We start from the raw sequence: 25,913 nt of genomic DNA on the forward strand, positions 1-25,913 counted from the left end.
AACCTATGTTTAAACAGTATGGGGAAGCGCCGAGCGGACGCAGTTACAACCTGCGCGGCTGCCGTGTGTCGGAGCCGATCGTTCAGCCGTGGGGCGGCGGATGCCGGATCGTCGAATGGATCGACGACGAAGGGCGCCTGGCGCGCCGGGTCGTGTCCGAGGACGTGACGGAAGCGGAGGTCGCCGCGGCGATCCGCCGGCCGACCGAAGGGCGGCGTCACCTGATGGGCGATGACGAGCAGATGCCGCGCGATACGTTGCCGCGGCGTTGAGCGGATGGCGCGGCCGGCGGCCGGCGGACGGCCGACGCGATCACGTCGAACGCAACAATGACAAAGAGGCCGGGCCCGGGCGCCCGGCCTTGTCGTTTCCGCGCCCGGTGCGGCCGGGCGGGTTCGCCGGTCGTGGATCGTGCCTAGGCGTGCGGCCGCCGCTGAAACGACCGGCTGACGGCGCGCCGGGCGCGTTCAGCCGATCTGCTCGAGTTCTTCCTGCACGGCGAGCCAGTCCGCCTCGACCGTTTCGAGCCGGGCATTGACCTCGCCCAGCTTGCGGATCGCTTCGGTCAGTTCCGTCTTGCGCGCGGCTTCGTAGCTCGCCGGATCGGCGACGAACGCGTCGAGGCGCGCCTTCTCCGCGTGCAGCGTTTCCATTTCCCTTTCGAGCTTCGTGATGCGGTTCTGCAGCGGTTTCTTCAGCTGCGACAGCCGCTGGCGCTCCTCGGCCGCCTGACGCTTCTGATCCTTGCGGTTGATGCCCGGATCCGTGCCCGCTGCCGCCGCGCTGTCGGCCTTCGCGGCCGCGCGTTGCTCGGCCGCATGCTGCAGCAGCCAGTCGCGGTAATCGTCGAGGTCGCCGTCGAACGGCTGCAGCCGGTGCTTCGCGACGAGCATGAACTGGTCGGTGGTCGCGCGCAGCAGGTGGCGGTCGTGCGAGACGAGGATCAGCGTGCCTTCGAACTGCGCGAGCGCCATCGTCAGCGCGTGACGCGTCTCGAGGTCGAGGTGGTTGGTCGGCTCGTCGAGCAGCAGCAGGTTCGGTTTCTGCCAGATGATCAGCGCAAGCGCGAGCCGCGCCTTCTCGCCGCCCGAGAACGGGCCGACCGGGCTCGTCGCCATGTCGCCGGAGAAATTGAAGCCGCCGAGGAAGTCGCGCAGTTCCTGCTCGCGCGTATCGGGGGCGAGCCGTGCGAGATGCGCGAGCGGCGAGTCGTCCTCGCGCAGGGTTTCGAGCTGGTGCTGCGCGAAATAGCCGATCGTCAGCCCCTTGCCGTCGCGCACGTGGCCCGACAGCGGCGCGAGCGTGCCGGCCAGCGTCTTGATCAGCGTCGACTTGCCCTGGCCGTTCGCGCCGAGCAGGCCGATGCGCTGGCCGTTCTGGATCGACAGCGCCACGCGTTCGACGATCGGGATGTCCGTGCCGTCCTCGGCGTGGTAGCCGCAGCGGACGTCTTCCATCACCATCATCGGGTTCGGCGCGGCGTCGGGCGTGCGGAATTCGAACGTGAACGGCGACGCGATGTGCGCGGGCGCGATCAGCTCCATCTTCTCGAGCGCCTTCATCCGGCTTTGCGCCTGCTTGGCCTTGGTCGCCTTGGCCTTGAAGCGGTCGACGAAGCTCTGCAGGTGCTCGATCGTCTTCTGCTGCTTTTCGTACGCGCTTTGCTGCAGCGCCAGCTGCTGCGCACGCAGCACTTCGAACTGCGAGTAATTGCCGCCGTAGCGCTTCACCTGGCGATTTTCCAGATGCAGCGTGACGTTGCAGATCGAGTCGAGGAATTCGCGGTCGTGCGAGATCACGACGAGCGTGCCGGCGTAGCGGTGCAGCCAGTCTTCGAGCCAGACGATCGCGTCGAGGTCGAGGTGGTTGGTCGGTTCGTCGAGCAGCAGCAGGTCGGAGCGACACATCAGCGCCTGCGCGAGGTTCAGCCGCATGCGCCAGCCGCCGGAGAAGCTGGCGACCGATTCGCGCGTCTGCGCGAGCGTGAAGCCGAGGCCGAGCAGCAGCGCTTCGGCGCGCGCGGGGGCCGTATAGCCGTCGGCGTCGGCGAACGCCGCGTGCGCGTCGGCTTCGGCCGCGCCGTCGTGCGCGGCCGAGGCGGCGGCGATACGCGCCTCGATCTCGCGCAGCGCGGTGTCGCCGTCGAGCGTGTAGTCGAGCGCGGAGCGGTCGACGGCGGGCGTTTCCTGCGACACGTGGGCGATCCGCCACGACGGCGGCATCGCGAAATCGCCGCCGTCGGAATGCAGCTCGCCGCGCAGGACCGAGAAGAGCGTCGATTTGCCGGCGCCGTTCGCGCCGATCAGGCCGGCTTTCTCGCCGGGATTGAGCACGAACGAGGCCGACTCGAACAGCGGCTTGGTGCCGCGCGCAAGGCTGAACTGATTGAAACGGATCACGGCGGGAATGACTGACCAAAACCGCTATTCTAGACTGCGCGCGCGTCGCCCCGGATATCGGCCGTTCGGCAGGTGCCGCAACGGCGCGATTTCGCCTAGACTCCACGTCGATACGGTTTCGTAAAAGGAGTGCCCGATGTCCACCCTGTATTCGTTCAGCGCAGAGACGCTCGCCGGTGCGCCGGCGTCGCTCGACGCGTATCGCGGCAAGGTGCTGCTGATCGTCAATACCGCGAGCGAGTGCGGTTTCACGCCGCAGTATGCGGGCCTGCAGAAGCTGTATGACCAGTACGCGGCCCGCGGTTTCTTCGTGCTCGGCTTCCCGTGCAACCAGTTCGGCAAGCAGGAGCCGGGCGACGCCACGCAGATCGGCGCGTTCTGCGAGCGCAACTACGGCGTCACGTTCCCGATGTTCGCGAAGATCGACGTGAAGGGCGACCACGCGCATCCGCTGTACCGCTACCTGACCGACGAGGCGCCCGGCATCCTCGGCCTCAAGGCGATCAAGTGGAATTTCACGAAATTCCTGATCGACCGCGACGGGCGGATCGTCAAGCGCTACGCGCCGTCGACGAAGCCCGAGGAAATCGCCGCGGATATCGACAAGCTGCTTTGACGGTTCGATGCGGCGAGCGGGCGGTTCGGATCGAGCCTGCCTGGGTCGCGGCGCCGGGGCATGCCGTGCGAAAGCATGCGCCGCCGGGCGGCGGCGCGGGGCCTGCGCTCGCGCAACCGCTACAGGATCGGCGCGAACAGGCGCGCGACGTGCATTGCGATACGCCGCCACGCGGGCGAGTGCCGATACTCGTTCGCATCGACTTCGTAGGCCAGCGCGAAATCGGCGTCGAGCATCGCTTCGACTTCGGCGGCGAACGCGCGGTCGACGGTCAGCACCATGATTTCGAAGTTCAGCCGGAACGAGCGGTTGTCGAGATTCGCGCTGCCGATGGCGGCCGCGACGCGGTCGATCAGCAGCACTTTCTGATGCAGGAAGCCGGGCCGGTAGCGAAACACCTTGACGCCAGCGTCGACGAGATCGCGCGCATAGAGCTTCGACGCTTCGAACACCACGTAGTGATCGCGCCGGCTCGGAATCAGGATGCGCACGTCGACGCCGCGCATCACCGCGAGCTTCAGCGCGGCGATCACCGCTTCGTCGGGCACGAGATACGGCGTCGTGATCCAGACCCGTTCGCGCGCGGCGTTGATCGCCTCGACGAAGAATAGCGAGCCGGTTTCCTGCTTGTCGGCCGGCCCCATCGGCACGGCGAGGCAATGCATCGCGTCGTCGGGCAGCGCCTCCGGCGGCGCGGCGAGCGGCGGCAGCGTCTGCGTGGCCCAGTGCCAGTCTTCGGCGAACACGTACTGGATGCTGGCCACCACCGGGCCGCGAATCTCGATATGGGTGTCGCGCCACGGCGACAGGCGCCGGTTCGCACCGAGATATTCGACGCCGACGTTGAGGCCGCCGACGAACGCGCGATTGCCGTCGACGACGACGATCTTGCGATGGTTGCGGAAGTTGAGCTGGAAGCGGTTGACGAACTTGCGGTGGGTCGCGAACGGATGGACCTCGACGCCGCCGCGGCGCAGCGTGTCGACGTAGCCGCGCGGCAGGTCGAAGCTGCCGATGCTGTCGTACAGCAGGTAGCAGCGCACGCCGGCCGCCGTGCGGGCGAGCAGCGCGTCGCGCAGCATCTGGCCGAGCGCGTCGTCGCGCACGATGAAGAACTGGACGATCACGTAGTCGCGCGCGGCGTCGATCGCCGACAGGATCGCCGAGAAGGTTGTGTCGCCGTTCACGAGCGTGCGCACCGCATTGCCGCCGACGAACGGCATTCCACCCAGCCGCGTGAGCGCGAGCACGGCGGCCCGGCCGATCGCGTCGGCGGCCTGCCCGTCGGTTGCGTCCGCAGCGAGCCATGGCGCGCGCGGTGCGTGCGTGCGCAGCGCTTCCATCTCGTGGCGTCGTGCATCGACGTAGCCGGAGAACTTGCTGCGGCCGAGGAACAGGTACGGGATGAGTGTCAGGTACGGCATCGCGGCGAGCGACACGGCCCATGCGATCGCGCCTTGCGACGTGCGGGTATTCATGAGCGCATGACACGCCGCGATGATCCCGAGCACATGGATGGCCAGGACCAGGGTGCCGAGATGTAGCCAGTCGAGGGTCATGGGCGCGTGACGGACTCCTGAAGTCGTGCGGCGCGACGGCCGCGTACGCGCATCTTACCCAACCGTGCGGGACAGCGGTGTGCCGTACCGCACGGTTCGGTCGCGGCGCGCCGTCAGGCCTTGCGCGGCAGGTCCGACGCCTGGATCAGGAACACGGCGTCGTCGCCCGCGCTGGTGGGCAGCCACGTGAGCTCGAGGCCGCCGAACGCGGCTTCGACGTGCTCGCGCTCGTTGCCGATCTCGACGACGAGCACGCCGTCGTCGTGCAGCCAGTTGTGCGCTTGCCCGATGATGCGCCGCACGATGTCCATCCCGTCGTCGCCGCCCGCGAGCGCCATTTCCGGCTCGTGCCGGTACTCGGGCGGGAGGGCCGCCATCGACGTCGCGTTCACGTACGGCGGGTTCGTCAGGATCACGTCGTAGCGCGTGTCGGGTTCGGCGCGGAACGCGGGCAGCGGCGTGTAGAGGTCGCCGCGATGCAGGGTGATGCGATCGTCGAGGCCGTAGTCGCGCACGTTGATCTCGGCGACTTCGAGTGCCTTCTCGGACAGGTCGACCGCGTCGATCTCGGCATTCGGGAACGCGCTGGCCGCGAGGATCGCGAGGCAGCCGGAGCCGGTGCACAGCTCGAGCACCGCGCCGACCTGCTCGGGATCGGCGACATACGGCTGCAGCCCGTCGTCGAGCAGTTCGCCGATGAACGAGCGCGGCACGATCACGCGCTCGTCGACGTAGAAGCGGTGGCCATGCATCCACGCTTCATGCGTGAGATACGCGGCCGGCACGCGGTCGGTCGCGCGCCGTTCGATCACCGCGAGCACGGCCGAGATTTCGTCGGGCAGCAGGCGGGCATCGAGGAACGGCTCGAGCGTGTCGAGCGGCAGGTCGAGCGTGTGGAGTACGAGGTAGGCGGCTTCGTCGTATGCGTTGTCCGAGCCGTGGCCGAACGCGAGCTTCGCCTTCGAGAAGCGCGTGACCGCATAGCGCAGCAGGTCGCGAACAGTTGCAAAAGGTGTCGTCATGCGAGGCTCCGTCAGGCGATCAGTTGTTCGAGCACGCGGCGGTACACGTTCTTCAGCGGGTCGACGAAGCGCACGTCGATGTGCTCGTCGATCTTGTGGATGCTGCCGTTCGGCGGACCGAACTCGATCACCTGCGGGCAGATGCGCGCGATGAAGCGCCCGTCGGACGTGCCGCCCGTCGTCGACAGCTCGGTCGTGAGGCCGGTCTCGGCGCGGATCGCGTTCTCCAGCGCGTTCGACAGGTCGCCGCGCGGCGTGAGGAACGGCAGGCCGCTCACCGACCACTTCAGCGAATATTCGAGGCCGTGCTTGTCGAGGATCGCATGCACGCGCGCCTGCAGGCCCTCGACGGTGCTCGCCGTCGAAAAGCGGAAATTGAACATCAGGTCCGCGTGGCCGGGGATCACGTTGGTCGCACCGGTGCCGGCGTGCAGGTTCGACACCTGCCAGGTGGTCGGCGGGAAGTATTCGTTGCCTTCGTCCCACTGTTCGGCGGCGAGCTCGGCGAGCGCCGGCGCGAGCAGGTGGATCGGGTTCTTCGCGAGGTGAGGGTAGGCGATGTGGCCCTGCACGCCCTTGACGATCAGTTCGCCCGACATCGAGCCGCGGCGGCCGTTCTTCACGACGTCGCCGAGTTCAGCGGTCGACGTCGGCTCGCCGACGATGCAGTAGTCGAGACGTTCGCCGCGCGCTTCGAGCAGCTCGACGACTTTCACGGTGCCGTCGGTGGCCGGGCCTTCCTCGTCGCTCGTGATCAGGAACGCGATCGCGCCGCGGTGGCCGGGGTGGGCCGCGACGAATTCCTCGGACGCGACGACGAACGCCGCGAGCGACGTCTTCATGTCGGCCGCGCCGCGGCCGTACAGCTTGCCGTCACGATGCGCGGGAATGAACGGCGGCGAGGTCCACTGCTCGAGCGGGCCGGTCGGCACGACGTCGGTGTGGCCCGCGAACGCGAGCAGCTTGCCGTCGCGGCCGTCGGCGCCGCGCTTGACGGCCCACAGGTTGGTCACGCCGTGCGACGCGATGGTTTCGCATTCGAAGCCGAGCGCGGCGAGGCGCTCGGTCATGATCTGCTGGCAATGCTGGTCGTCGGGCGTGACGGACGCGCGGGCGATCAGCTGTTCGGTAAGGGCTAGGGTGGCGGACATGGTTCGGACCACTTTCGATAAAAAATGCCGGCGCGGTGGCCGGCAGCGATGAGGCGTCGTGTGCAGCGCGGGCGCCGCGCGGGCCGCCCTAGGCGGCAAACAGCGCCGCGTACTGATCGGCCACGAAGCCGAGCGATTTCACGCGGCCGTTGACGACGAGCACGGGGCGCTTGATGACCGACGGCTTGTGGATCATCAGCGCAACCGCGCCGGACTTCGTTTCCGCAGCCGCCTTCATGGCGTCGTCCAGGCCGCGCCACGTCGTGCCGCGCTTGTTCACGAGCGCGTCGAGCGATACGTCCTTCAGCCAGTCTTCGACCAGCGGTGCGCTGACGCCGAGCTTCTTGAAGTCGTGGAACTCGAACTCGACGCCGTGATCGTCGAGCCACACGCGGGCCTTCTTCACGGTGTCGCAGTTCGGAATGCCGTAGACGACCACGGTGCGCGGCTTCGCCATCAGTCGCCTCGCAGCAGCTCGTTCAGACCGACCTTCGCGCGGGTCTTCGCGTCGACCTTCTTCACGATCACCGCGCAGTACAGGCTGTGCGAGCCGTCCTTCGACGGCAGGTTGCCGGCGACGACGACCGAGCCGGCCGGGATGCGGCCGTAGCTGACTTCGCCCGTTTCGCGATCGTAGATCTTGGTGCTCTGGCCGAGGTACACGCCCATCGAGATCACCGAGTTCTCCTCGACGATCACGCCTTCGACGACTTCCGAGCGCGCGCCGATGAAGCAGTTGTCTTCGATGATGACCGGGTTGGCCTGCAGCGGCTCGAGCACGCCGCCGATGCCGACGCCGCCCGACAGGTGCACGTTCTTGCCGATCTGCGCGCACGAGCCGACCGTCGCCCACGTGTCGACCATCGTGCCTTCGTCGACGTACGCGCCGATGTTGGTGTACGACGGCATCAGCACGACGTTCTTCGCGATGAACGAGCCGCGGCGCGCGATGGCCGGCGGCACGACGCGGAAGCCGCCCGCGGCGAAGTCTTCGGCCGTGTAGTTCGCGAACTTCGACGGCACCTTGTCGTAGAACTGCGAGTAGCCGCCCGCCGGCATCGGTGCGTTGTCCTCCAGGCGGAACGACAGCAGCACGGCCTTCTTCAGCCACTGATGGACGGTCCAGTTGCCGTCGATCTTCTCGGCGACGCGCAGTGCACCCTTGTCGAGCTGCTCGATCGCGTGCGCGACGGCTTCGCGGACGTCGGCGGGCGCGGCCTTCGGCGACAGCTCGGCGCGGTTTTCCCAGGCGGTATCGATGATTTGCTGAAGTTGTTGCGACATGTTCGTTTTCGCAGGAGATGAATGGAATTGATCGGGATGGACGTCTTACCGCGCGAGAGCCCGGCAGAAATCGACGATGCGTTGCGCGCCCTCGACGCATTCGGGGGTGCCCGCGACGAGCGCGATCCGGATGAAATCGCGGCCCGGATTCGTGCCGTGCGCATCGCGCGCGAGGTACGAGCCGGGCAGAACCGTCACATTATAGTCGGCGTACAGGCGGCGGGCGAACTCGGTGTCCGACAGGCCGGTGCGCGCGACGTTGGCCCACAGGTAGAACGCGGCGTCGGGCAGCTTCACGTCGATCACGTCGGCCAGCATCGGCGTGACCGTGCTGAACTTCTGCAGGTACAGCGCGCGGTTCTCGCGCACGTGCGCTTCGTCGTTCCACGCGGCGATGCTCGCATGCTGCCAGACCGGCGACAGCGCGGCGCCGTGGTACGTGCGGTACAGCAGGAATTTTTTCAGCAGCGCGGCGTCGCCGGCGACGAAGCCCGAGCGCATGCCCGGCACGTTCGAGCGCTTCGACAGGCTCGACAGCATCACGAGCCGCTCGAAGCCGCGGCCGAGGCGGTGCGCGGCCTCGAGGCCGCCGAGCGGCGGCGCCGCTTCGTCGAAATAGATCTCCGAATAGCACTCGTCGGACGCGATCACGAAACCGTGGCGGTCGGACAGCGCGAACAGCTCGCGCCAGTCGTCGAGCGTCAGCACGGCGCCCGTCGGGTTGCCCGGCGAGCACACGTACAGCAGCTGGGTGCGCGCCCACACTTCATCGGGCACGGCCGCGTAGTCGCACGCGAAGTTGCGCGTCGGGTCGCTGTTCGCGAAATAGGGTTCGGCACCGGCCAGCAGCGCCGCGCCTTCGTAAATTTGATAGAACGGATTCGGACAGAGTACGATCGCCTTCTTGCCATCCGCGCGCGGGCGCGCGTCGATCACCGTCTGCGCGAGCGAGAACAGCGCCTCGCGCGACCCCGACACCGGCAGCACCTGCGTGGCCGGGTCGATTGCCGGCAGCCCGTAGCGGCGTTCGAGCCAGTGTACGATCGACGTGCGCAGCGCGTCCGAGCCGGCCGTGGCCGGGTACGACGCGAGACCGTCGAGCGCGGCCACCGCGGCGTCGCGGATCAGCGCCGGCGTCGGGTGCTTGGGCTCGCCGATGCCGAAGCTGATCGGTTTCAGGTCGCCGGAAGGCGTCACGTCCTTGAACAGGGCGCGCAGCTTTTCGAAGGGATAGGGCTGGAGCGAGTCGAGTCGAGGGTTCACGGGCGAAGCGGCCATCGCGGCCGGTTGGAGCGAAAGGGCGAAAGGGGCGGCGCGGGTGCCGCACGGCTGCGAGCGGGCGCCGACGGCGCGCGGCTCGCAGCGGACGATTATAACGTGACGCAATGCGGTCGCGGCCCGCCGGAACGGCGGCCGGGCCGCTCGAATAAAGGGTAGCGAATCAAATGAATAACGCGGTACGCGGCAGCCTGCCGACGCTGGCCATCCTGATCGGCGCGTCGGTATGGGGCCTGATCTGGTATCCGCTGCGGATTCTCGCGTCGCTCGGGCTCACCGGCACGCTGGCGAGCGCGCTGACGAGCGTGGTCGCGTTCCTGTTCGTGGTCGTCGTGCGGCACCGCACGATCGCCACGCTGCGCTGGCACTGGGTGCTGCCGGGCATCGCGATCACGGCGGGCGTGACCAACCTCGGTTTCGTGTGGGGCACGATCCACGGCGAAGTGCTGCGCGTGATGCTGCTGTTCTACCTGACCCCGGCATGGACCGCGATCTACGCGCATTTCCTGCTGCGCGAGCGGCTGACCTGGGCCGGCGCGGCGCTTGCGGCGCTGTCGATCGGCGGCGCGATGCTGATGCTGTGGTCGCCGCAGCTCGGCGTGCCGCTGCCGGCCAACCCGGCCGAATGGGCGGGGCTCGCGGCCGGCCTGAGTTTCGCGATGAGCAACGTGCTCGTGATCAAGGCGAGCCGCGAGCTGCCGGAGATGCGCGCCGAGATGCGCACGGCGACGCTGTTCGGCGGCGCGGCGGTGTTCGGCGCGGTCGCGTCGCTGTTCGAGGGGCTGCCGGCCGCGCCTGCGGGAAGCCAGCTCGGCGTCGCGGCAGCGATCATCGCCGCGATCGGCGTGACGATGGCCGCCAACAACCTGCTCGTGCAATACGGGCTCGCGCGCGTGCCGGCGAACCGCGCGTCGATCATCATGCTGTTCGAGATCGTGATCACCGCGCTGTCGGCGTGGGTGTTCGCGAGCGAACTGCCGAGCGCGCGCGAGTGGGCGGGCGGCGCGTGCATCGTGCTGGCGACGCTGCTGTCGAGCCGGGTCCATCGTGCCGCGCCGGCATCGGGCAAACCCGGCGACGGGCGGGACGGCGCACGCGCGATGGTATGATGGAAGCCGTTTGCGGGGCCCAACGCTTGAGATGCGCGCGGCCCCGCTTTTGAATTCCGGGGCGCATCGCGCGCACGGGCCGTCCGGCCCCGCGCGTCGCGGCCCCGTCCGTTTCACCTCTTCTTCACATCCGATACCGCCGTGCGTCTGAGCTCGATCAAACTCGCTGGCTTCAAATCCTTTGTCGATCCCACGCATTTCCAGGTTCCGGGCCAGCTTGTCGGCGTGGTGGGCCCGAACGGGTGCGGCAAGTCCAACATCATCGATGCCGTGCGCTGGGTGCTCGGCGAGTCGCGCGCGTCCGAGCTGCGCGGCGAGTCGATGCAGGACGTGATCTTCAACGGCTCGACCGCCCGCAAGCCCGGCAGCCGGGCCAGCGTCGAACTGATCTTCGACAACTCCGACGGCCGCGCGGCCGGGCAGTGGGGCCAGTACGGCGAGATTGCCGTGAAGCGCGTGCTGACGCGCGACGGCACGTCGAGCTACTACATCAACAACCTGCCGGCGCGCCGCCGCGACATCCAGGACATCTTCCTCGGCACGGGCCTCGGGCCCCGCGCGTACGCGATCATCGGGCAGGGCATGATCGCGCGGATCATCGAGGCGAAGCCGGAAGAGCTGCGCGTGTTCCTCGAGGAAGCCGCGGGCGTGTCGAAGTACAAGGAGCGCCGCCGCGAGACCGAGAACCGCCTGCACGACACGCGCGAGAACCTGACGCGCGTCGAGGACATCGTCCGCGAGCTCGGCGCGAACCTCGAGAAGCTCGAGGCGCAGGCCGTCGTCGCGACCAAGTACAAGGAACTCGTCGCCGACGGCGAGGAGAAGCAGCGCCTGTTGTGGCTGCTGCGCAAGAACGAGGCCGCCGGCGAGCAGCAGAAGCAGCAGCGCGCGATCGAACAGGCGCAGATCGACCTCGAGGCGCAGACGGCGAAACTGCGCGAGGTCGAATCGCAGCTCGAGACGCTGCGGGTCGCGCATTACTCGGCGAGCGACGCGATGCAGGGCGCGCAGGGCGCGCTCTACGAGGCCAACGCCGAAGTGAGCCGCCTCGAGGCCGAGATCAAGTTCATCGTCGAATCGCGCAACCGCGTGCAGGCGCAGATCGCCGCGCTGAACGCGCAGCGCGAGCAATGGCGCGCGCAGGCCGAGAAGGCGCAGGACGAGCTCGAGGAAGCCGAAGAGGCGCGCGCGATGGCCGACGAAAAGGCCGCGCTCGCCGAAGACAACGCGGCCGCGAAACACGACGCGCTGCCGGCGCTCGAGGCGAAATGGCGCGATGCGCAGGCGCAGCTCAACGACGAGCGCGCGCGGATCGCCCAGACCGAACAGTCGCTGAAGCTCGAGGCCGCACACCAGCGCAATGCCGACCAGCAGCTCCAGCAGCTTCAGCAGCGCCACGAGCGCCTGAAGTCCGAGGCGGGCGGGCTCGACGCGCCCGACGAAGCGCAGCTCGAGGAACTGCGCATGCAGCTCGCCGAGCAGGAAGAAATCCTCGCCGAAGCCCAGGCGCGCCTCGCCGATGCGCAGGAAACGGTACCGCGTCTCGACGGCGAGCGCCGCGCGGCCCAGGAGCGCGTGCAGGCCGAAAGCGCGCAGATCCACCAGCTCGAGGCGCGGCTCGCCGCGCTCAAGCAGCTGCAGGAGAACGTGCAGACCGAAGGCAAGATCCAGCCGTGGCTCGACAAGCACGAGCTCGGCGCGCTGCCGCGTCTCTGGAAGAAGCTGCACGTCGAGGCCGGCTGGGAAGCGGCGCTCGAGGCCGTGCTGCGCGAGCGGCTGGCCGCGCTCGAAGTGTCGAATCTCGACTGGGTGAAGGCGTTCGCGACCGATGCGCCGCCCGCGAAGCTCGCGTTCTACGCGCCGCCCGTGGCCGGCGAGCCGCCGGCCGCCGCGGCCGGGCTGCGCCCGGTGCTGTCGCTCGTGCGCATCGACGATGCAGGCATCCGCGCGGTGCTGAACGACTGGCTCGGCAACGTGTACGTCGCCGACGACGTCGCGCAGGCACTCGCGACGCGCGCGCAACTGCCGGCCGGCGGCGCGTTCGTCGTGAAGGCCGGCCACATCGTCACGCGTGTCGGCGTGCAGCTGTACGCGGCCGATTCGGAGCAGGCCGGGATGCTGGCCCGCCAGCAGGAGATCGAAAACCTGACGCGCCAGGTGCGCGCGCAGGCGCTGCTGGCCGACGAGGCCCGCACGGCGGCGGTGCGCGCGGAAGCCGCACACACGCAGGCCACGCAGGCGCTCGGCGACGTGCGCGCGCAGGCCGAACGCGCGACCCAGCGCGTGCATGCATTGCAGATGGACGTGCTGAAGCTCGCCCAGGCGCATGAACGCTACACGCAGCGCAGCACGCAGATCCGCGAGGAACTCGAGGAGATCGGCGCGCAGATCGACGAGCAGCGCGCACTGCGCGCGGAATCGGAAGCGAACTTCGAACGCTTCGACGGCGAACTCGCGGAACTGCAGGCGCGCTTCGAGGACAACCAGCTCGCGTTCGAGGCGCTCGACGAATCGCTGACGCAGGCGCGCCAGGAAGCGCGCGACCTCGAGCGCGGCGCGAACGACGCGCGCTTCGCCGCGCGCAACGCGGTCACGCGCATCGACGAACTGAAGCGCAGCATCCAGGTCGCGCACGAGCAGAGCGAGCGCGTCGCCGCGTCGCTGGAAGACGCGCGCGCCGAACTCGAAACGATCAACGAGCAGACCGCGCACACGGGCCTGCAGGACGCGCTCGAAATTCGCGCGGTGAAGGAAGAGGCGCTGCAGGCCGCGCGGATCGAACTCGACGACCTGACCGCGAAGCTGCGCGCGTCGGACGAGCAGCGTCTCGTCGCCGAGCGTTCGCTGCAGCCGCTGCGCGACCGTATCACCGAGCTGCAGCTGAAGGAGCAGGCCGCGCGCCTGTCCGTCGAGCAGTTTGCCGAGCAGCTCGCGGCGGCCGAGGTCGACGAGGAAGCGCTGCGCGAGAAGCTGACGCCGGACCTGAAACCGTCGTACCTGCAGGGCGAGGTCACGCGCCTGAACAACGCGATCAACGCGCTGGGTCCGGTCAACATGGCCGCGCTCGACGAGCTGAAGGCCGCGAGCGAGCGCAAGGTGTTCCTCGATGCGCAGTCGGCCGACCTGACCGACGCGATCACGACGCTCGAGGATGCGATCCACAAGATCGACCAGGAAACCCGCACGCTGCTGCAGGGTACCTTCGACGAGGTCAACCGTCACTTCAGCGACCTGTTCCCGCGCCTGTTCGGCGGCGGCCAGGCGAAGCTGATCATGACGGGCGACGAAATCCTCGATGCGGGCGTGCAGGTGATGGCGCAGCCGCCGGGCAAGAAGAACGCGACCATTCACCTGCTGTCGGGCGGCGAAAAGGCGCTGACCGCCACCGCACTGGTGTTCGCGATGTTCCAGTTGAACCCGGCGCCGTTCTGTCTGCTCGACGAGGTCGACGCGCCGCTCGACGACGCGAACACCGAGCGTTTCGCGAATCTCGTGCGCGCGATGTCCGACAAGACGCAGTTCCTATTCATCTCGCACAACAAGATCGCGATGGAGATGGCGCAGCAACTGATCGGCGTGACGATGCAGGAGCAGGGCGTGTCGCGGATCGTCGCGGTGGACATGGAAACCGCCGCGGGTTTTGCCCAGAATTGACGTTTGAAGAAACCGGACCGCGTTCGCGCGGCGCATGGGCGCCCGTTCGCGGTTCCGACGAACAAGAATTGCTGATGGAGCGTGCATGGACGAGTTGACACTCGGTTTGATCGGCGCGGGCGCCGTCGTGGTGGGCGGCGTCGTGGTCTACAACGCGTGGCAGGGCGCGAAGGTGCGGCGCAGGATGCCGCGCCCGATGCCGGAAGAGGCGGTCGAGGCGATGAATCGCCCCGAGCGCGACGAAGAGCTGCCGTTCATCGAGCCGGTGCGCCAGCCCGCACGCCGCGAGCCCGCGGCGCCGGCACCGGCCGCCGCCGCCGCGAGCGCGCCGGTCGAAGCCGCGCGCGTCGAGCCGACCTTCGGCGGCGTGGCGCCTGCCGACACGCCGGCCGACCTGCAGGCCGAAGCTACCGGAGGCGACGCGCCGTCGGGGTCGACCGAGTCGGCCGAGCAGGCCGTCGACGATGCAGCCGCCGCCGCGCAGGAAGCGCCGGCCGCCGCCGCATCGCACGAACCGGCCGAACCCGTGCTGCCGGCCGCCACGACGATTTCGTCGGCGCCGCCCGCGATCGTCGACCGCCGGATCGACTGCATCGTGCCGATTCGCCTCGGCGCGCCGCTGCCGGGCGACAAGATCCTGCCGGCCGCGCAGCGGCTGCGCCGCGCGGGCAGCAAGCCCGTGCATATCGAAGGCAAGCCGGAAGGCGGCCAATGGGAGCTGCTGCAGAACGGCGTGCGCTATGAAGAGCTGCGCGCGGCCGCGCAGCTCGCGAACCGCAGCGGCGCGCTGAACGAGCTCGAATTCTCCGAGTTCGTGACGGGCGTCCAGCAGTTCGCCGACACGATCGACGGCGCACCGGAATTCCCCGACATGATGGAGACGGTCGCGATGGCACGCGAGCTCGACGGCTTTGCCGCGCAGTGCGACGCACAGTTGTCGATCAACGTGATGTCGGACGGCGCGCCGTGGTCGGCGAACTACGTGCAGGCCGTCGCGTCCCAGGACGGGTTGCTGCTGTCGCGCGACGGCACGCGGTTCGTGAAGCTCGACGCGAAGCAGAACCCCGTGTTCATGCTGCAGTTCGGCGACACGAACTTCCTGCGCGACGACCTGACCTACAAGGGCGGCAACATGATCACGCTGGTGCTCGACGTGCCGGTCGCCGAAGAGGATATCCTGCCGTTCCGGCTGATGTGCGATTACGCGAAGTCGCTGTCCGAGCGGATCGGCGCGCGGGTCGTCGACGATTCGCGCCGGCCGCTGCCGGAATCGACGCTCGTCGCGATCGACCAGCAACTGATGAAGCTGTACGCGAAGCTCGAGGAAGCGGGCATCCCGGCCGGTTCGCCGGTCACGCGCCGTCTCTTCAGCCAGTAACGCGTTGCACGGGTGGCGGCCTGACGTGCCGTCGCCCGTCGGTCGCTGCTGCTGCAGTGCACACACCCCGCCTGGGTGTGCTGCAGTGGGCCTGCGCGGCACGCATCGCGCGCCCCCGTCGCGGCGTCAAACTGAGATAATCGGACATCCGATTTTTCAGAACGAATCTGCCGCCAGCATGGCCCGAACCCAAGCCGAACCGCCAGCCAGCCAGCCCGACGCGCGTGCCGCGTGGCTGCGCGACCAACTCGAGCGGGCGAATTACGCCTATTACGTGCTCGACCAGCCGGACCTGCCCGACGCCGAATACGATCGGCTGTTCGGCGAGCTGCAGCAACTCGAAACCGATCATCCCGAACTCGTGACGCCCGATTCGCCGACGCAGCGCGTCGGCGGCGAAGTGGCGGGCGGTTTCACGCCGGTCGTCCACGACGCGCCGATGCTGTCGCTGAACAACGGTTTCGCCGACGAGGACATCGTCGCATTCGACAAGCGCGTCGCCGATGCGCTCGACAAGACGACCGATCTCGCCGGCTCGGTGACGGACCCGGTCGAATACGCGTGCGAGCTGAAGTTCGACGGGCTCGCGATCTCGCTGCGCTACGAGCAGGGCGTGTTCGTGCAGGCGTCGACGCGCGGCGACGGCACGACCGGCGAGGACGTGACCGAGAACGTCCGCACGATCCGCTCGATCCCGCTGAAGCTGAAGGGCAAGCACGTGCCGGCCGTGCTCGACGTGCGCGGCGAGGTGCTGATGTTCAAGCGTGATTTCGCACGCCTGAACGAACGCCAGCGCGCGGCCGAGCAGCGCGAATTCGCGAACCCGCGCAATGCGGCGGCCGGCAGCCTGCGCCAGCTCGACCCAAAGATCACCGCGCAGCGTCCGCTGTCGTTCTTCGCGTACGGGGTCGGCAGGCTCGACGGGATGCCGATGCCGGACACGCACAGCGCGCTGCTCGACTGGTACGAAACGCTCGGCCTGCCGGTGAACCGCGAACGCGCGGTCGTGCAGGGCGCCGATGGCCTGCTCGGCTTCTTCCGCAAGGTCGGCGAGAAGCGCGAGTCGCTGCCGTACGACATCGACGGCGTCGTCTACAAGGTGAACCGGCGCGACGAGCAGGACCGCCTCGGCTTCGTGTCGCGCGCGCCGCGCTTCGCGCTCGCGCACAAGTTCCCGGCGCAGGAAGCGCTGACGAAGCTCGTCGCGATCGACGTGCAGGTCGGCCGCACGGGCGCGATCACGCCGGTCGCGCGGCTCGAGCCCGTGTTCGTCGGCGGCGCGACGGTGACCAACGCGACGCTGCACAACGAGGACGAAGTGCGCCGCAAGGACATCCGGATCGGCGATACCGTGATCGTGCGGCGTGCGGGCGACGTGATCCCCGAGGTCGTCGGTGCGTTGCTCGAGCGCCGGCCGGATGACGCGGCCGAGTTCGTGATGCCGACCGAGTGCCCGGTGTGCGGCTCGAAGATCGAGCGCCTGCCGGACGAGGCGATCGCGCGCTGCACGGGCGGGCTGTTCTGCCCGGCGCAGCGCAAGCAGGCGCTGTGGCACTTCGCGCAGCGCCGCGCGCTCGACATCGACGGGCTCGGCGAGAAGATCATCGATCAGCTCGTCGAACTGAATCTCGTGCGCACGCCGGCCGACCTGTTCAATCTCGGTTTCGCGACGCTTGCGGAACTCGACCGGTTCGCCGAGAAGTCCGCGCAGAATCTGCTCGACTCGCTCGAGAAGGCGAAGCACACGACGCTCGCGCGCTTCATCTACGGGCTCGGGATCCGCCATGTCGGCGAATCGACCGCGAAGGATCTCGCGAAGCATTTCGGGTCGCTGACCCCGATCATGGACGCGTCGATCGAGGAACTGCTCGAAGTGAACGACGTCGGGCCGATCGTGGCCGAGTCGATTCACCAGTTCTTCGCGGAAGAGCACAACCGCACGGTGATCGAGCAATTGCGCGCGCCCGGCAAGGTCACGTGGCCCGAAGGCCCGCCCGCGCCGAAGGCGCCGCAGGGCGTGCTGGCCGGCAAGACGGTCGTGCTCACGGGCACGCTGCCGAACCTCACGCGCGACGCGGCGAAGGAGATGCTCGAAGCGGCCGGCGCGAAAGTCGCTGGCTCGGTATCGAAGAAGACGGATTATGTGGTCGCGGGCGCCGACGCCGGCAGCAAGCTCGCGAAGGCCGAGGAACTCGGCATCCCCGTGCTGGACGAAGACGGACTGCACCAACTCCTGGAGGGCAACACGCCATGATTCGCGAGATCCTGAAGATGGGCGATCCGCGCCTGCTCGAAGTCGCCAAACCGGTCGAGCGGTTCGACACCCCCGAGCTGCACGAGATCGTCGCGGACATGTTCGAGACGATGCATCACGCGAACGGCGCGGGGCTTGCCGCGCCGCAGATCGGCGTCGGGCTGCAGATCATCATCTTCGGCTTCGGCAGCAACAACCGTTATCCGGACGCACCGCCGGTGCCCGAGACCGTGCTGATCAACCCGAAGCTCGAGTACATGCCGCCGGACATGGAAGAGGGCTGGGAAGGCTGCCTGTCGGTGCCGGGCATGCGCGGCGTCGTCAGCCGCTACGCGAAGGTGCGTTACAGCGGCTTCGACCAGTTCGGCGCGAAGCTCGACCGTGTCGCGGAAGGCTTCCATGCGCGGGTCGTCCAGCACGAATACGATCACCTGATCGGCAAGCTGTATCCGATGCGGATCACCGACTTCACGCGCTTCGGCTTCACCGAGGTGCTGTTCCCGGGGCTCGATCCGGCAGCCGACGACTGACCTTGATGCGGCTGCGCGCGCCGTGTTGCGCGTGGTTTCGTACCGGACACGAAAAAGCCCGCTTGCGCGGGCTTGTTTTATGGTGCGGCACGCAGCGCGTGCCCGCTGTCAGAACGACTCGTCGGCCGACAGGTAGCGCCATTGCCCCTGCGGCAGCGCGCCGAGCATCACGCGGCCCATCCGCACGCGCTTCAGGCCGATCACTTCGAGACCGACCAGTTCGCACATGCGGCGGATCTGGCGCTTCTTGCCTTCACGCAGCACGAAACGCAGCTGTTCGCCGTTCTGCCAGCTCACCATCGCGGGCTTCAGCGGGACGCCGTCGAGTTCGAGACCGTGGCGCAGCTTCGCGAGCGATTCCGCGGGGAAGTGCTGGTCGATGTCGATCAGCCGTTCGCCGAAGCGCACGCGCACCAGGTACTCCTTGTCGATGTCCGACTGCTCGCCGATCAGCTGCTTCGCGATCACGCCATTCTGCGTCAGTACGAGCAGGCCGGTGGAGTCGATGTCGAGCCGACCGGCTGGCGCGAGCGCGTGCAGGTGCTGCGGCGAGAAGCGCAGCGGCGAGCGGTCGCCGCTCCACTGGTTGGCGCGCGTGATCAGCACCGATGCCGGCTCATAGCCGTCTTCCGCCTGACCCGACACGTAGCCGACCGGCTTGTGCAGCAGGATCGTCACCTGCGCGGCCTGCGCGGCGCTCGCGCGCTCGTCGATCTCGATCTTCTGGTCCGGGCGGACCTTGGTGCCGAGCGTGTCGATGCGTTCGCCGTCGACGAGCACCCAGCCCTTTTCGATCCATTCGTCGGCTTCGCGGCGCGAGCACAGGCCGAGTTCGGACATGCGCTTCGACAGGCGCATCAGGCCGGTTTCGTCGCCGTGGTCGACGTCGGCCGCCGCGCGCTTGACCGGTTGCGCGGTCTTGACCGCACCGAACGAGCGGCGTTCGCCGTCGCGTGCGGGGCGCGTCGGGCGTTCGCCGAAGCTGCGCTTCGCGCCTTCGCCGGATGCGTTGTCGCGATAGGACGGGCGTTTGCCTTCATCGGCGCCTGCGCGGCGCGGGCGGGCGTCGTCATCACGACGCGGCGGGCGATCGGACGACGTGCGACGGTCGCCGAAGCTGCGTTTTGCGCCTTCGCTGGATGCGTTGTCGCGATAGGGCGCACGTGCGCCGCCTTCGCCACCCGCGCGACGCGGACGTGCATCGTCGTCGCGACGCGGCGGGCGATCCGACGACGTGCGACGGTCGCCGAAACTGCGTTTTGCGCCTTCGCCGGATGCGTTGTCGCGATACGGCGCACGTGCGCCGCCTTCGCCACCCGCGCGACGCGGACGTGCATCGTCGTCACGACGGGGCGGGCGATCCGACGACGTGCGACGGTCGCCGAAACTGCGCTTCGCCCCTTCGCCGGATGCGTTGTCGCGATACGGCGCACGCGGGCCACCTTCGCCACCCGCGCGACGCGGACGTGCATCGTCATCACGGCGCGGCGGACGATCCGACGACGTGCGACGGTCGCCGAAACTGCGCTTTGCGCCTTCGCCGGATGCGTTGTCGCGATAGGGCGCACGCGGGCCGCCTTCGCCACCCGCGCGACGCGGACGTGCATCGTCGTCACGACGGGGCGGACGATCGGACGACGTGCGACGGTCGCCGAAACTGCGCTTTGCGCCTTCGCCGGATGCGTTGTCGCGATACGGCGCGCGCGTGCCGCGTTCGGCACCGCCCTCACGCGGCGCACGCTTGGCCGGTGCGCGATCCGCGCCCGGGCGCTCGGCGCCTGCCGCGCCGCGCGGCTTGAACGAGCGTTCGCCGGCGGCGGCCGGCGCGGCCTTCTTCGGGCGCGCCGGCTTGTCGCCTGCGGGTAGCGCGGCTGGGCGCACCGCCTTGCGGGCGACGAGGCTGCCGGAGCGGACAGGGGCGCGGGTCGGCGACGCCGGCTTCGGATTCTTGACGGTTAATTTGGTGCGCATAAACGCTGGGATTCATTCAGACTGCGATCGCGCGCAGCAATTCGGTTTCGAGCTGGATCTGCAGGCGGTTGTCGGACAGGCCGGCACCGTCGAGCAGGAAGATGTCCTCGACGCGTTCGCCGAGCGTATTGATCCGCGCCGCGTGGACGCCGACCTGATGCTCGGCCAGGACGCGCGCGATCGAATAGAGAAGGCCCGGCCGGTCGTTGGCGGACACGGACAGGATGTAGTACTGGCCGCGCTCGTCGGCCCGGAGGTCGACGCGCGGCGTGATCGGAAACGTCCGCGACAACCGCGACAGGCGGCCCTTGGACGGCTCCGGCAGCGACGCGGTTTCGGCCAGGCGCGCTGCGAGTTGCTGTTCGACGAGATTCGCGATGTCGCGGTAGCGCACGTCGCGTTCGGTCTGCGTGACGATGAAGTTGTCGAGCGCATAGCCGTGCCGCGTCGTGCTGACACGTGCATCGAGCACCGACAGCCCGTTGCGGTCGAAGTACGCGCAGATGCCCGCGAACAGGTCGGGGCGATCCTTCACGTACACGAGCACCTGCAGCGCGTCGCCGATCGGCGACGGCCGCGCGCGCACGATCGCGGTTTCGGCGTTCACGTGCCGGTACAGCACGCGCGTCTGCCATGCGATGTCGGCCGCGTCGTGACGCAGGAAGAAGCCGACGTCGAGCTGGTCCCACAGCGCGCGGTGCGCGTCGTCGGGCACGGTCTCTAGGCGCAGCAGCGCGAGCGCCTGCTCCTGCCGCGACTTCAGTTCCGAATGCGCGTCGGGGTTCGCTCCGCCGAGCACAGCGAGCGTGATGCGGTACAGGTCCTCGAGCAGCTTGCCCTTCCAAGTGTTCCACACCTTCGGGCTCGTGCCGCGGATATCGGCGACGGTCAGCAGGTAGAGTGCGGTGAGGTAGCGCTCGTTGCCGACGACTTCGGCGAAGCGCTTGATGACTTCCGGGTCGCTCGTGTCCTGCTTCTGCGCGACCTGGCTCATCGTCAGGTGATGCTGGACGAGCCACACGATCAGCGACGCGTCGTCGCCGGTGATCCCGTGCTCGCGGCAGAAGCGCCGCGCGTCGGCCATCCCGAGCGTCGAGTGGTCGCCGCCGCGGCCTTTCGCGATGTCGTGGAACAGCGCCGCGACGTACAGCACCCACGGGCGCTCGAAGTTGCCGATCAGCTGGCTGCAGAACGGGTACTCGTGCGCATGCTCGGCCACCGCGAAGCGGCGGATGTTGCGCAACACCATCAGGATGTGCTGGTCGACCGTGTACACGTGGTACAGGTCGTGCTGCATCTGGCCGACGATGCGGCGGAAATTCAGCAGGTAGCGGCCGAGCACGCTCGTCTGGTTCATCAGCCGGAACGCATGCGTGATGCCTTCGGGCTGCTGCAGGATCTGCATGAACGTGCGGCGGTTCTGCGGATCGCGCCGCCACGTGTGGTTCATGATCTCGCGCGAGTTGTAGAGCGCGCGCAGCGTGCGGGCGGACAGGCCCTTCACGCCGCGGGTCGCCTCGTACAGCAGGAACGCCTCGAGGATCGCGTCGGGATGGCGTTCGAACACGCCGTCGTCGACGATCTCGAGCATGCCCTGCTTCTCGACGAAGCGATCGGGCGACAGCACGCGCGTGATGCCGCTCGTCGCGGGGAACAGCTGCGCCTCGATGTTCTGGATCAGGATCGTCGCCAGCTGCGTGACTGCTTTCGCGGCCCAGTAGTAGCGGCGCATCAGCTGCTCGCTCGCGCGTTTGGCCTGCGTCGGCCGGTAGCCGAAGCTCTCGGCGGCCTGCGTCTGCAGGTCGAACACGAGCATGTCCTGGCGGCGTCCGGCGATCACGTGCAGCCGCGCGCGCAGCGTCTTCAGGAATCCTTCGTTACGGCGCAGCTCGCGCGCTTCGCGATCGGTGATGAGGCCGCGCGTGTCGAGCTCGCGCCAGCTGCTGCCGAAGCCGGCCGCGCGCGCGATCCAGAGGATCGTCTGCAGGTCGCGCAGCCCGCCGGGGCTCTCCTTCACGTTCGGCTCGAGGCTGTACGGCGTGTCCTGGAACTTCGCGTGGCGCTGACGCATCTCGAGCACCTTCGCGGTGAAGAAGGCGCGCGCGTCGAGCGCCTCGTGATACCGCACGGTGAAGCGCTCGAACAGCGCGGTGCTGCCGACGATGCGGCGCGCCTCGAGCAGCGAGGTCTGCACGGTGACGTCCTGCGACGCCTCCTCGATGCATTGCTCGACCGTGCGCACGCTGCTGCCGATCTCGAGGCCGAGATCCCACGCCATCCCGATGAAGCGCTCGATCCGCGCGTCGAGCGCCGGGTCGTGCGCATCGGGCAGCAGCACCAGGATGTCGACGTCGGAGTGGGGCGCGAGCTCGCCGCGCCCGTAGCCGCCGACGGCGACGAGCGCGAGCGTCGCGGGCAGCCCGCAGTCGTCCCACACGCGCTTGAGCGCATCGTCGGTGAGTCTCGACAGCGCGTGCATCAGCGACGTGACGTTCGTCGCGCTGCGAAAGCGCTCGAGCAGGTCGGCCTTGGCGGCCTTGAATTCGGCGCGCCGCGACAGCGCTGCGGGCGAGGGGGCGGCGTGAGCGCTCATGGGCGGCCGTTCAGGTCAGCAGGTGAGGGGTGGGCGGGGCGGGCGCGACGGCGCTCAGACCGCGGCGGCCGGTTGCGCGAACACCGGGCGTGCCGGCGTGCCGGCGGACACGGTCAGCACCTCGTAGCCGGTTTCGGTGACGAGCACCGTGTGCTCCCATTGCGCGGACAGGCTGCGATCGCGCGTCTTGACCGTCCACTGGTCGGGCATCGTGCGGATGTCGCGCTTGCCGGCGTTGATCATCGGCTCGATCGTGAAGATCATCCCGGCCTTCAGCTCGATGCCGGTGCCCGGGCGCCCGTAGTGGACGACCTGCGGATCCTCGTGGAACACCGTGCCGATGCCGTGGCCGCAGTATTCGCGCACGACGCTGTAGCCCTGCGCTTCGGCGTGCTTCTGGATCGCGTAGCCGATGTCGCCAAGGTGCGCGCCGGGCTTGACCTGGTCGATGCCGAGCCACATGCACTCGTAGGTGGTCTGCACGAGGCGCTTCGCGAGGATCGAGCCTTCGCCGACGATGAACATCCGGCTGGTGTCGCCGAAGTAGCCGTTCTTGATCACGGTGATGTCGATGTTCAGCGCGTCGCCGTTCTTGATCACCTTCTCGCCGGGAATGCCGTGGCAGATCACGTCGTTGACCGAGATGCAGGTGGCCTTCGGGTACGGCGGATAGCCGGGCGGCTGGTAGTTCAGCGGCGCGGGGATCGTGCCCTGCTCGTTGAGCATGAATTCGTGACAGAGCCGGTCGAGTTCGGCGGTCGTGATGCCCGCGACGACGTGCGGCGTGATGAAGTCGAGCACTTCGCTCGCGAGACGGCAGGCGACGCGCATCTCGGCGATGTCGTGTTCGTTTTTGAGCGTAATAGCCATCGAGGTATGCCTGGAATGCGGTGAATTGACGGATTATCGCACCTTATGGCGGGCCTCGCAGCCCCTGCCGGCGGTGCCGGTGCGGGTTTTCGCGGATTGTCCGGCCGGCTGCCCCGCGGCAGGCGAAAGCGGCGGGCGACTTGAGAGCCGACAAATCGGCGTGCTATACTCTTTGGCTAAGTCGACATCCAAATGCCGAACATGCCCCGATGTGGGGTGGTATCGCGACGGCATCAGGATGAAAGGCTTGCGGCACGGGCAGTTTCGCACGTGCCGAATCGCAAGCCGGCGCAACCAGGGTGCCGGCCGCGCGGAACGCGCGGCGGTACGGCAGCCGGCTTAAGACCCAACCCTCGTGGAGAATTTACATGGCAGTCACGATGCGCCAAATGCTGGAAGCGGGTGTCCACTTCGGTCACCAGACGCGCTTCTGGAACCCGAAGATGGCTCCGTTCATTTTCGGTCACCGCAACAAGATTCACATCATCAACCTCGAAAAGACGCTGCCGATGTTCACGGACGCACAGAAGTACGTGCGCCAGCTGGCAGCGAACCGCGGCACGATCCTGTTCGTCGGCACGAAGCGCCAGTCGCGTGACACGATCGCCCAGGAAGCGCAACGTGCGGGCATGCCGTACGTCAACGCACGCTGGCTCGGCGGCATGATGACCAACTTCAAGACGCTGAAGGTATCGATCAAGCGCCTGAAGGACATGGAAGCGGCAGTCGAGGCAGGCGAGCTCGAGAAGATGAGCAAGAAGGAAGCGCTGCTGTTCGAACGCGAAATCGCCAAGCTGCAGAAGTCGATCGGCGGCGTGAAGGACATGGGCGGCATTCCGGACGCAATCTTCGTCGTCGACGTCGGCTACCACAAGATCGCCGTCACGGAAGCGAACAAGCTGGGCGTGCCGGTCATCGCCGTGGTCGACACGAACCACTCGCCGGAAGGTGTGGACTACGTGATCCCGGGCAACGACGACTCGAGCAAGGCAGTCGCGCTGTACGCTGAAGGCGTGGCCGACGCGATCCTGGAAGGCCGTGCGAACGCGGTCAACGAAGTGGTCCAGGCAGCGCGTGGCGACGACGAGTACGTCGAGGAAAACGCGTAACTGGCCCCGAGCCGGCGCAAAAAGGGGGCTCTCAACAGGCCCCCTTTTTTTAAGCTTGTGCGCCGGACCTGATCGCGCCGAATCGGCGCGGGTCCGGAAACGATTTTCGGCCGTTCGCGTCCAAGCGGGCGGCGTTGTGAATACAGACTCAAGGAGCGAATGATGGCGGCAATTACCGCAAGCATGGTGGCAGAACTGCGCGCAAAGACCGACGCACCGATGATGGAGTGCAAGAAGGCGCTGACGGAAGCCGACGGCGACCTGGCCAAGGCTGAAGAGCTGCTGCGCGTCAAGCTCGGCAACAAGGCGAGCAAGGCGGCATCGCGCGTGACGGCAGAAGGCGTCGTCGCATCGTTCGTCGGCGGCAACGCAGGCGCGCTGGTCGAGCTGAACTGCGAAACCGACTTCGTCGCGAAGAACGACGACTTCCTCGCATTCTCGAAGACGGTTGCAGAACTCGTCGCGACGCAAAACCCGGCCGACGTGGCAGCGCTGTCGGCACTGCCGCTCGACGGTTCGACGGTCGACGCAGTCCGCCTGGCCCTGATCGGCAAGATCGGCGAGAACGTCTCGATCCGCCGTTTCGTCCGTTTCGAAACCGCGAACAAGATCGCAACGTACCTGCACGGCGCGCGTATCGGCGTGATCGTCGAGTACACGGGTGCGGAAGAGCAGGTCGGCAAGGACGTCGCGATGCACATCGCCGCGATGAAGCCGGTCGCCCTGTCGTCGGCCGACGTGCCGGCGGAACTGATCGAGACGGAACGCCGCGTCGCCGAGCAGAAGGCTGCCGAATCGGGCAAGCCGGCTGAAATCGTCGCGAAGATGGTCGACGGCAGCGTCCAGAAGTACCTGAAGGAAGTGTCGCTGCTGAACCAGACGTTCGTGAAGAACGACAAGCAGACGATCGAGCAGATGCTGAAGGCAGCGAATGCGGCCGTGCAGAAGTTCGCGCTGTTCGTCGTCGGCGAAGGCATCGAGAAGCGCCAGGACGACTTCGCCGCCGAAGTGGCCGCGCAAGTCGCAGCAGCAAAGCAGCAGTAAGCAGTCAGGCAGTATCCGCGGCGGGCGTCCGCTCCGCCGCGGCCGGCGGCGCCGCCGGCCGGCCGGGAAACCCGGTCCGGTCGCCGGCGCTT

The 25,913-nt window shown here is 68.0% G+C and carries 19 protein-coding genes; 9 read left to right on the plus strand and 10 right to left on the minus strand.

What is annotated here, in order from left to right; genetic code table 11:
- The first annotated feature begins 5 nt into the window (after nucleotides 1–5).
- A complete protein-coding gene (locus DID99_RS06950) occupies nucleotides 6–272 on the plus strand; it encodes a DUF2866 domain-containing protein (protein WP_044847945.1) in 267 nt (88 codons plus the stop codon).
- Nucleotides 273–467: 195 nt separating this feature from the next.
- Here DID99_RS06950 and DID99_RS06955 read toward each other — a convergent pair whose 3' ends face one another.
- Nucleotides 468–2,399, minus strand: a complete 1,932-nt coding sequence (locus tag DID99_RS06955) for an ATP-binding cassette domain-containing protein (RefSeq protein ID WP_124486177.1) — start codon at nucleotides 2,397–2,399, stop codon at nucleotides 468–470.
- A 136-nt stretch (nucleotides 2,400–2,535) separates the two neighbouring features.
- On the opposite strand from DID99_RS06955, the gene DID99_RS06960 reads away from it, so the two are divergent.
- Nucleotides 2,536–3,015: a glutathione peroxidase gene (locus tag DID99_RS06960; RefSeq protein ID WP_069745053.1), complete on the plus strand. Its 480-nt coding sequence runs from the start codon at nucleotides 2,536–2,538 to the stop codon at nucleotides 3,013–3,015.
- A 119-nt stretch (nucleotides 3,016–3,134) separates the two neighbouring features.
- Here DID99_RS06960 and cls read toward each other — a convergent pair whose 3' ends face one another.
- From cls to dapC, 6 genes are all read right to left on the minus strand, one after another.
- Complete coding sequence (cls, locus tag DID99_RS06965; RefSeq protein ID WP_124666405.1) at nucleotides 3,135–4,574, minus strand: cardiolipin synthase; 1,440 nt, start codon at nucleotides 4,572–4,574, stop codon at nucleotides 3,135–3,137.
- Nucleotides 4,575–4,687: 113 nt separating this feature from the next.
- Nucleotides 4,688–5,596 (minus strand): 50S ribosomal protein L3 N(5)-glutamine methyltransferase, encoded by a 909-nt coding sequence (gene prmB, locus DID99_RS06970; RefSeq protein WP_124486179.1) that lies wholly within the window; start codon nucleotides 5,594–5,596, stop codon nucleotides 4,688–4,690.
- Nucleotides 5,597–5,607: 11 nt separating this feature from the next.
- Nucleotides 5,608–6,747, minus strand: a complete 1,140-nt coding sequence (dapE, locus tag DID99_RS06975; RefSeq protein WP_124570241.1) for a succinyl-diaminopimelate desuccinylase — start codon at nucleotides 6,745–6,747, stop codon at nucleotides 5,608–5,610.
- Between the two features lie 88 nt (nucleotides 6,748–6,835).
- Nucleotides 6,836–7,204: an ArsC family reductase gene (locus tag DID99_RS06980; protein ID WP_044847939.1), complete on the minus strand. Its 369-nt coding sequence runs from the start codon at nucleotides 7,202–7,204 to the stop codon at nucleotides 6,836–6,838.
- Nucleotides 7,204–8,031, minus strand: coding sequence for a 2,3,4,5-tetrahydropyridine-2,6-dicarboxylate N-succinyltransferase (dapD, locus tag DID99_RS06985; protein ID WP_006478479.1), 828 nt, complete (start codon nucleotides 8,029–8,031; stop codon nucleotides 7,204–7,206). The genes DID99_RS06980 and dapD overlap by 1 nt, the downstream gene beginning before the upstream one ends.
- A gap of 45 nt (nucleotides 8,032–8,076) precedes the next feature.
- Complete coding sequence (gene dapC, locus DID99_RS06990) at nucleotides 8,077–9,309, minus strand: succinyldiaminopimelate transaminase (protein WP_124666406.1); 1,233 nt, start codon at nucleotides 9,307–9,309, stop codon at nucleotides 8,077–8,079.
- A 167-nt stretch (nucleotides 9,310–9,476) separates the two neighbouring features.
- Between dapC and DID99_RS06995 the strand changes: the two genes are divergently transcribed.
- The 5 genes from DID99_RS06995 to def all read left to right on the plus strand — a co-directional run bounded on the left by DID99_RS06995 (nucleotide 9,477) and on the right by def (nucleotide 18,234).
- A complete protein-coding gene (locus tag DID99_RS06995; protein ID WP_044847937.1) occupies nucleotides 9,477–10,418 on the plus strand; it encodes a DMT family transporter in 942 nt (313 codons plus the stop codon).
- A 141-nt stretch (nucleotides 10,419–10,559) separates the two neighbouring features.
- Nucleotides 10,560–14,072 carry a chromosome segregation protein SMC gene (smc, locus tag DID99_RS07000; protein ID WP_044847936.1) on the plus strand — a complete coding sequence of 1,171 codons (3,513 nt, stop codon included), beginning with the start codon at nucleotides 10,560–10,562 and terminating at the stop codon, nucleotides 14,070–14,072.
- An 85-nt stretch (nucleotides 14,073–14,157) separates the two neighbouring features.
- The gene (locus DID99_RS07005; protein WP_124486184.1) at nucleotides 14,158–15,450 is read left to right on the plus strand and encodes a cell division protein ZipA C-terminal FtsZ-binding domain-containing protein; all 1,293 of its coding nucleotides are present in this window, start codon (nucleotides 14,158–14,160) and stop codon (nucleotides 15,448–15,450) included.
- Between the two features lie 178 nt (nucleotides 15,451–15,628).
- Nucleotides 15,629–17,704, plus strand: coding sequence for an NAD-dependent DNA ligase LigA (gene ligA, locus DID99_RS07010; protein ID WP_124570237.1), 2,076 nt, complete (start codon nucleotides 15,629–15,631; stop codon nucleotides 17,702–17,704).
- Nucleotides 17,701–18,234: a peptide deformylase gene (def, locus tag DID99_RS07015; protein WP_044847933.1), complete on the plus strand. Its 534-nt coding sequence runs from the start codon at nucleotides 17,701–17,703 to the stop codon at nucleotides 18,232–18,234. Before ligA ends, def begins: the two co-directional genes overlap by 4 nt.
- Nucleotides 18,235–18,342: 108 nt before the next feature.
- Here def and DID99_RS07020 read toward each other — a convergent pair whose 3' ends face one another.
- From DID99_RS07020 to map, 3 genes are read right to left on the minus strand one after another with little or no spacing between them, the layout of a single operon-like run.
- Nucleotides 18,343–20,205 (minus strand): pseudouridine synthase, encoded by a 1,863-nt coding sequence (locus DID99_RS07020; RefSeq protein ID WP_124666407.1) that lies wholly within the window; start codon nucleotides 20,203–20,205, stop codon nucleotides 18,343–18,345.
- Nucleotides 20,206–20,221: 16 nt separating this feature from the next.
- Complete coding sequence (locus tag DID99_RS07025; RefSeq protein WP_044843776.1) at nucleotides 20,222–22,798, minus strand: [protein-PII] uridylyltransferase; 2,577 nt, start codon at nucleotides 22,796–22,798, stop codon at nucleotides 20,222–20,224.
- Between the two features lie 54 nt (nucleotides 22,799–22,852).
- A complete protein-coding gene (gene map, locus DID99_RS07030; protein ID WP_021159103.1) occupies nucleotides 22,853–23,668 on the minus strand; it encodes a type I methionyl aminopeptidase in 816 nt (271 codons plus the stop codon).
- A gap of 368 nt (nucleotides 23,669–24,036) precedes the next feature.
- On the opposite strand from map, the gene rpsB reads away from it, so the two are divergent.
- The gene (gene rpsB / locus DID99_RS07040) at nucleotides 24,037–24,777 is read left to right on the plus strand and encodes a 30S ribosomal protein S2 (RefSeq protein WP_006483818.1); all 741 of its coding nucleotides are present in this window, start codon (nucleotides 24,037–24,039) and stop codon (nucleotides 24,775–24,777) included.
- Nucleotides 24,778–24,939: 162 nt separating this feature from the next.
- Nucleotides 24,940–25,821: a translation elongation factor Ts gene (gene tsf, locus DID99_RS07045; RefSeq protein ID WP_034188848.1), complete on the plus strand. Its 882-nt coding sequence runs from the start codon at nucleotides 24,940–24,942 to the stop codon at nucleotides 25,819–25,821.
- Nucleotides 25,822–25,913 lie beyond the last annotated feature (92 nt).

The sequence above is a fragment of the Burkholderia sp. Bp8986 genome, assembly GCF_003854225.1.
Lineage (GTDB): Bacteria > Pseudomonadota > Gammaproteobacteria > Burkholderiales > Burkholderiaceae > Burkholderia.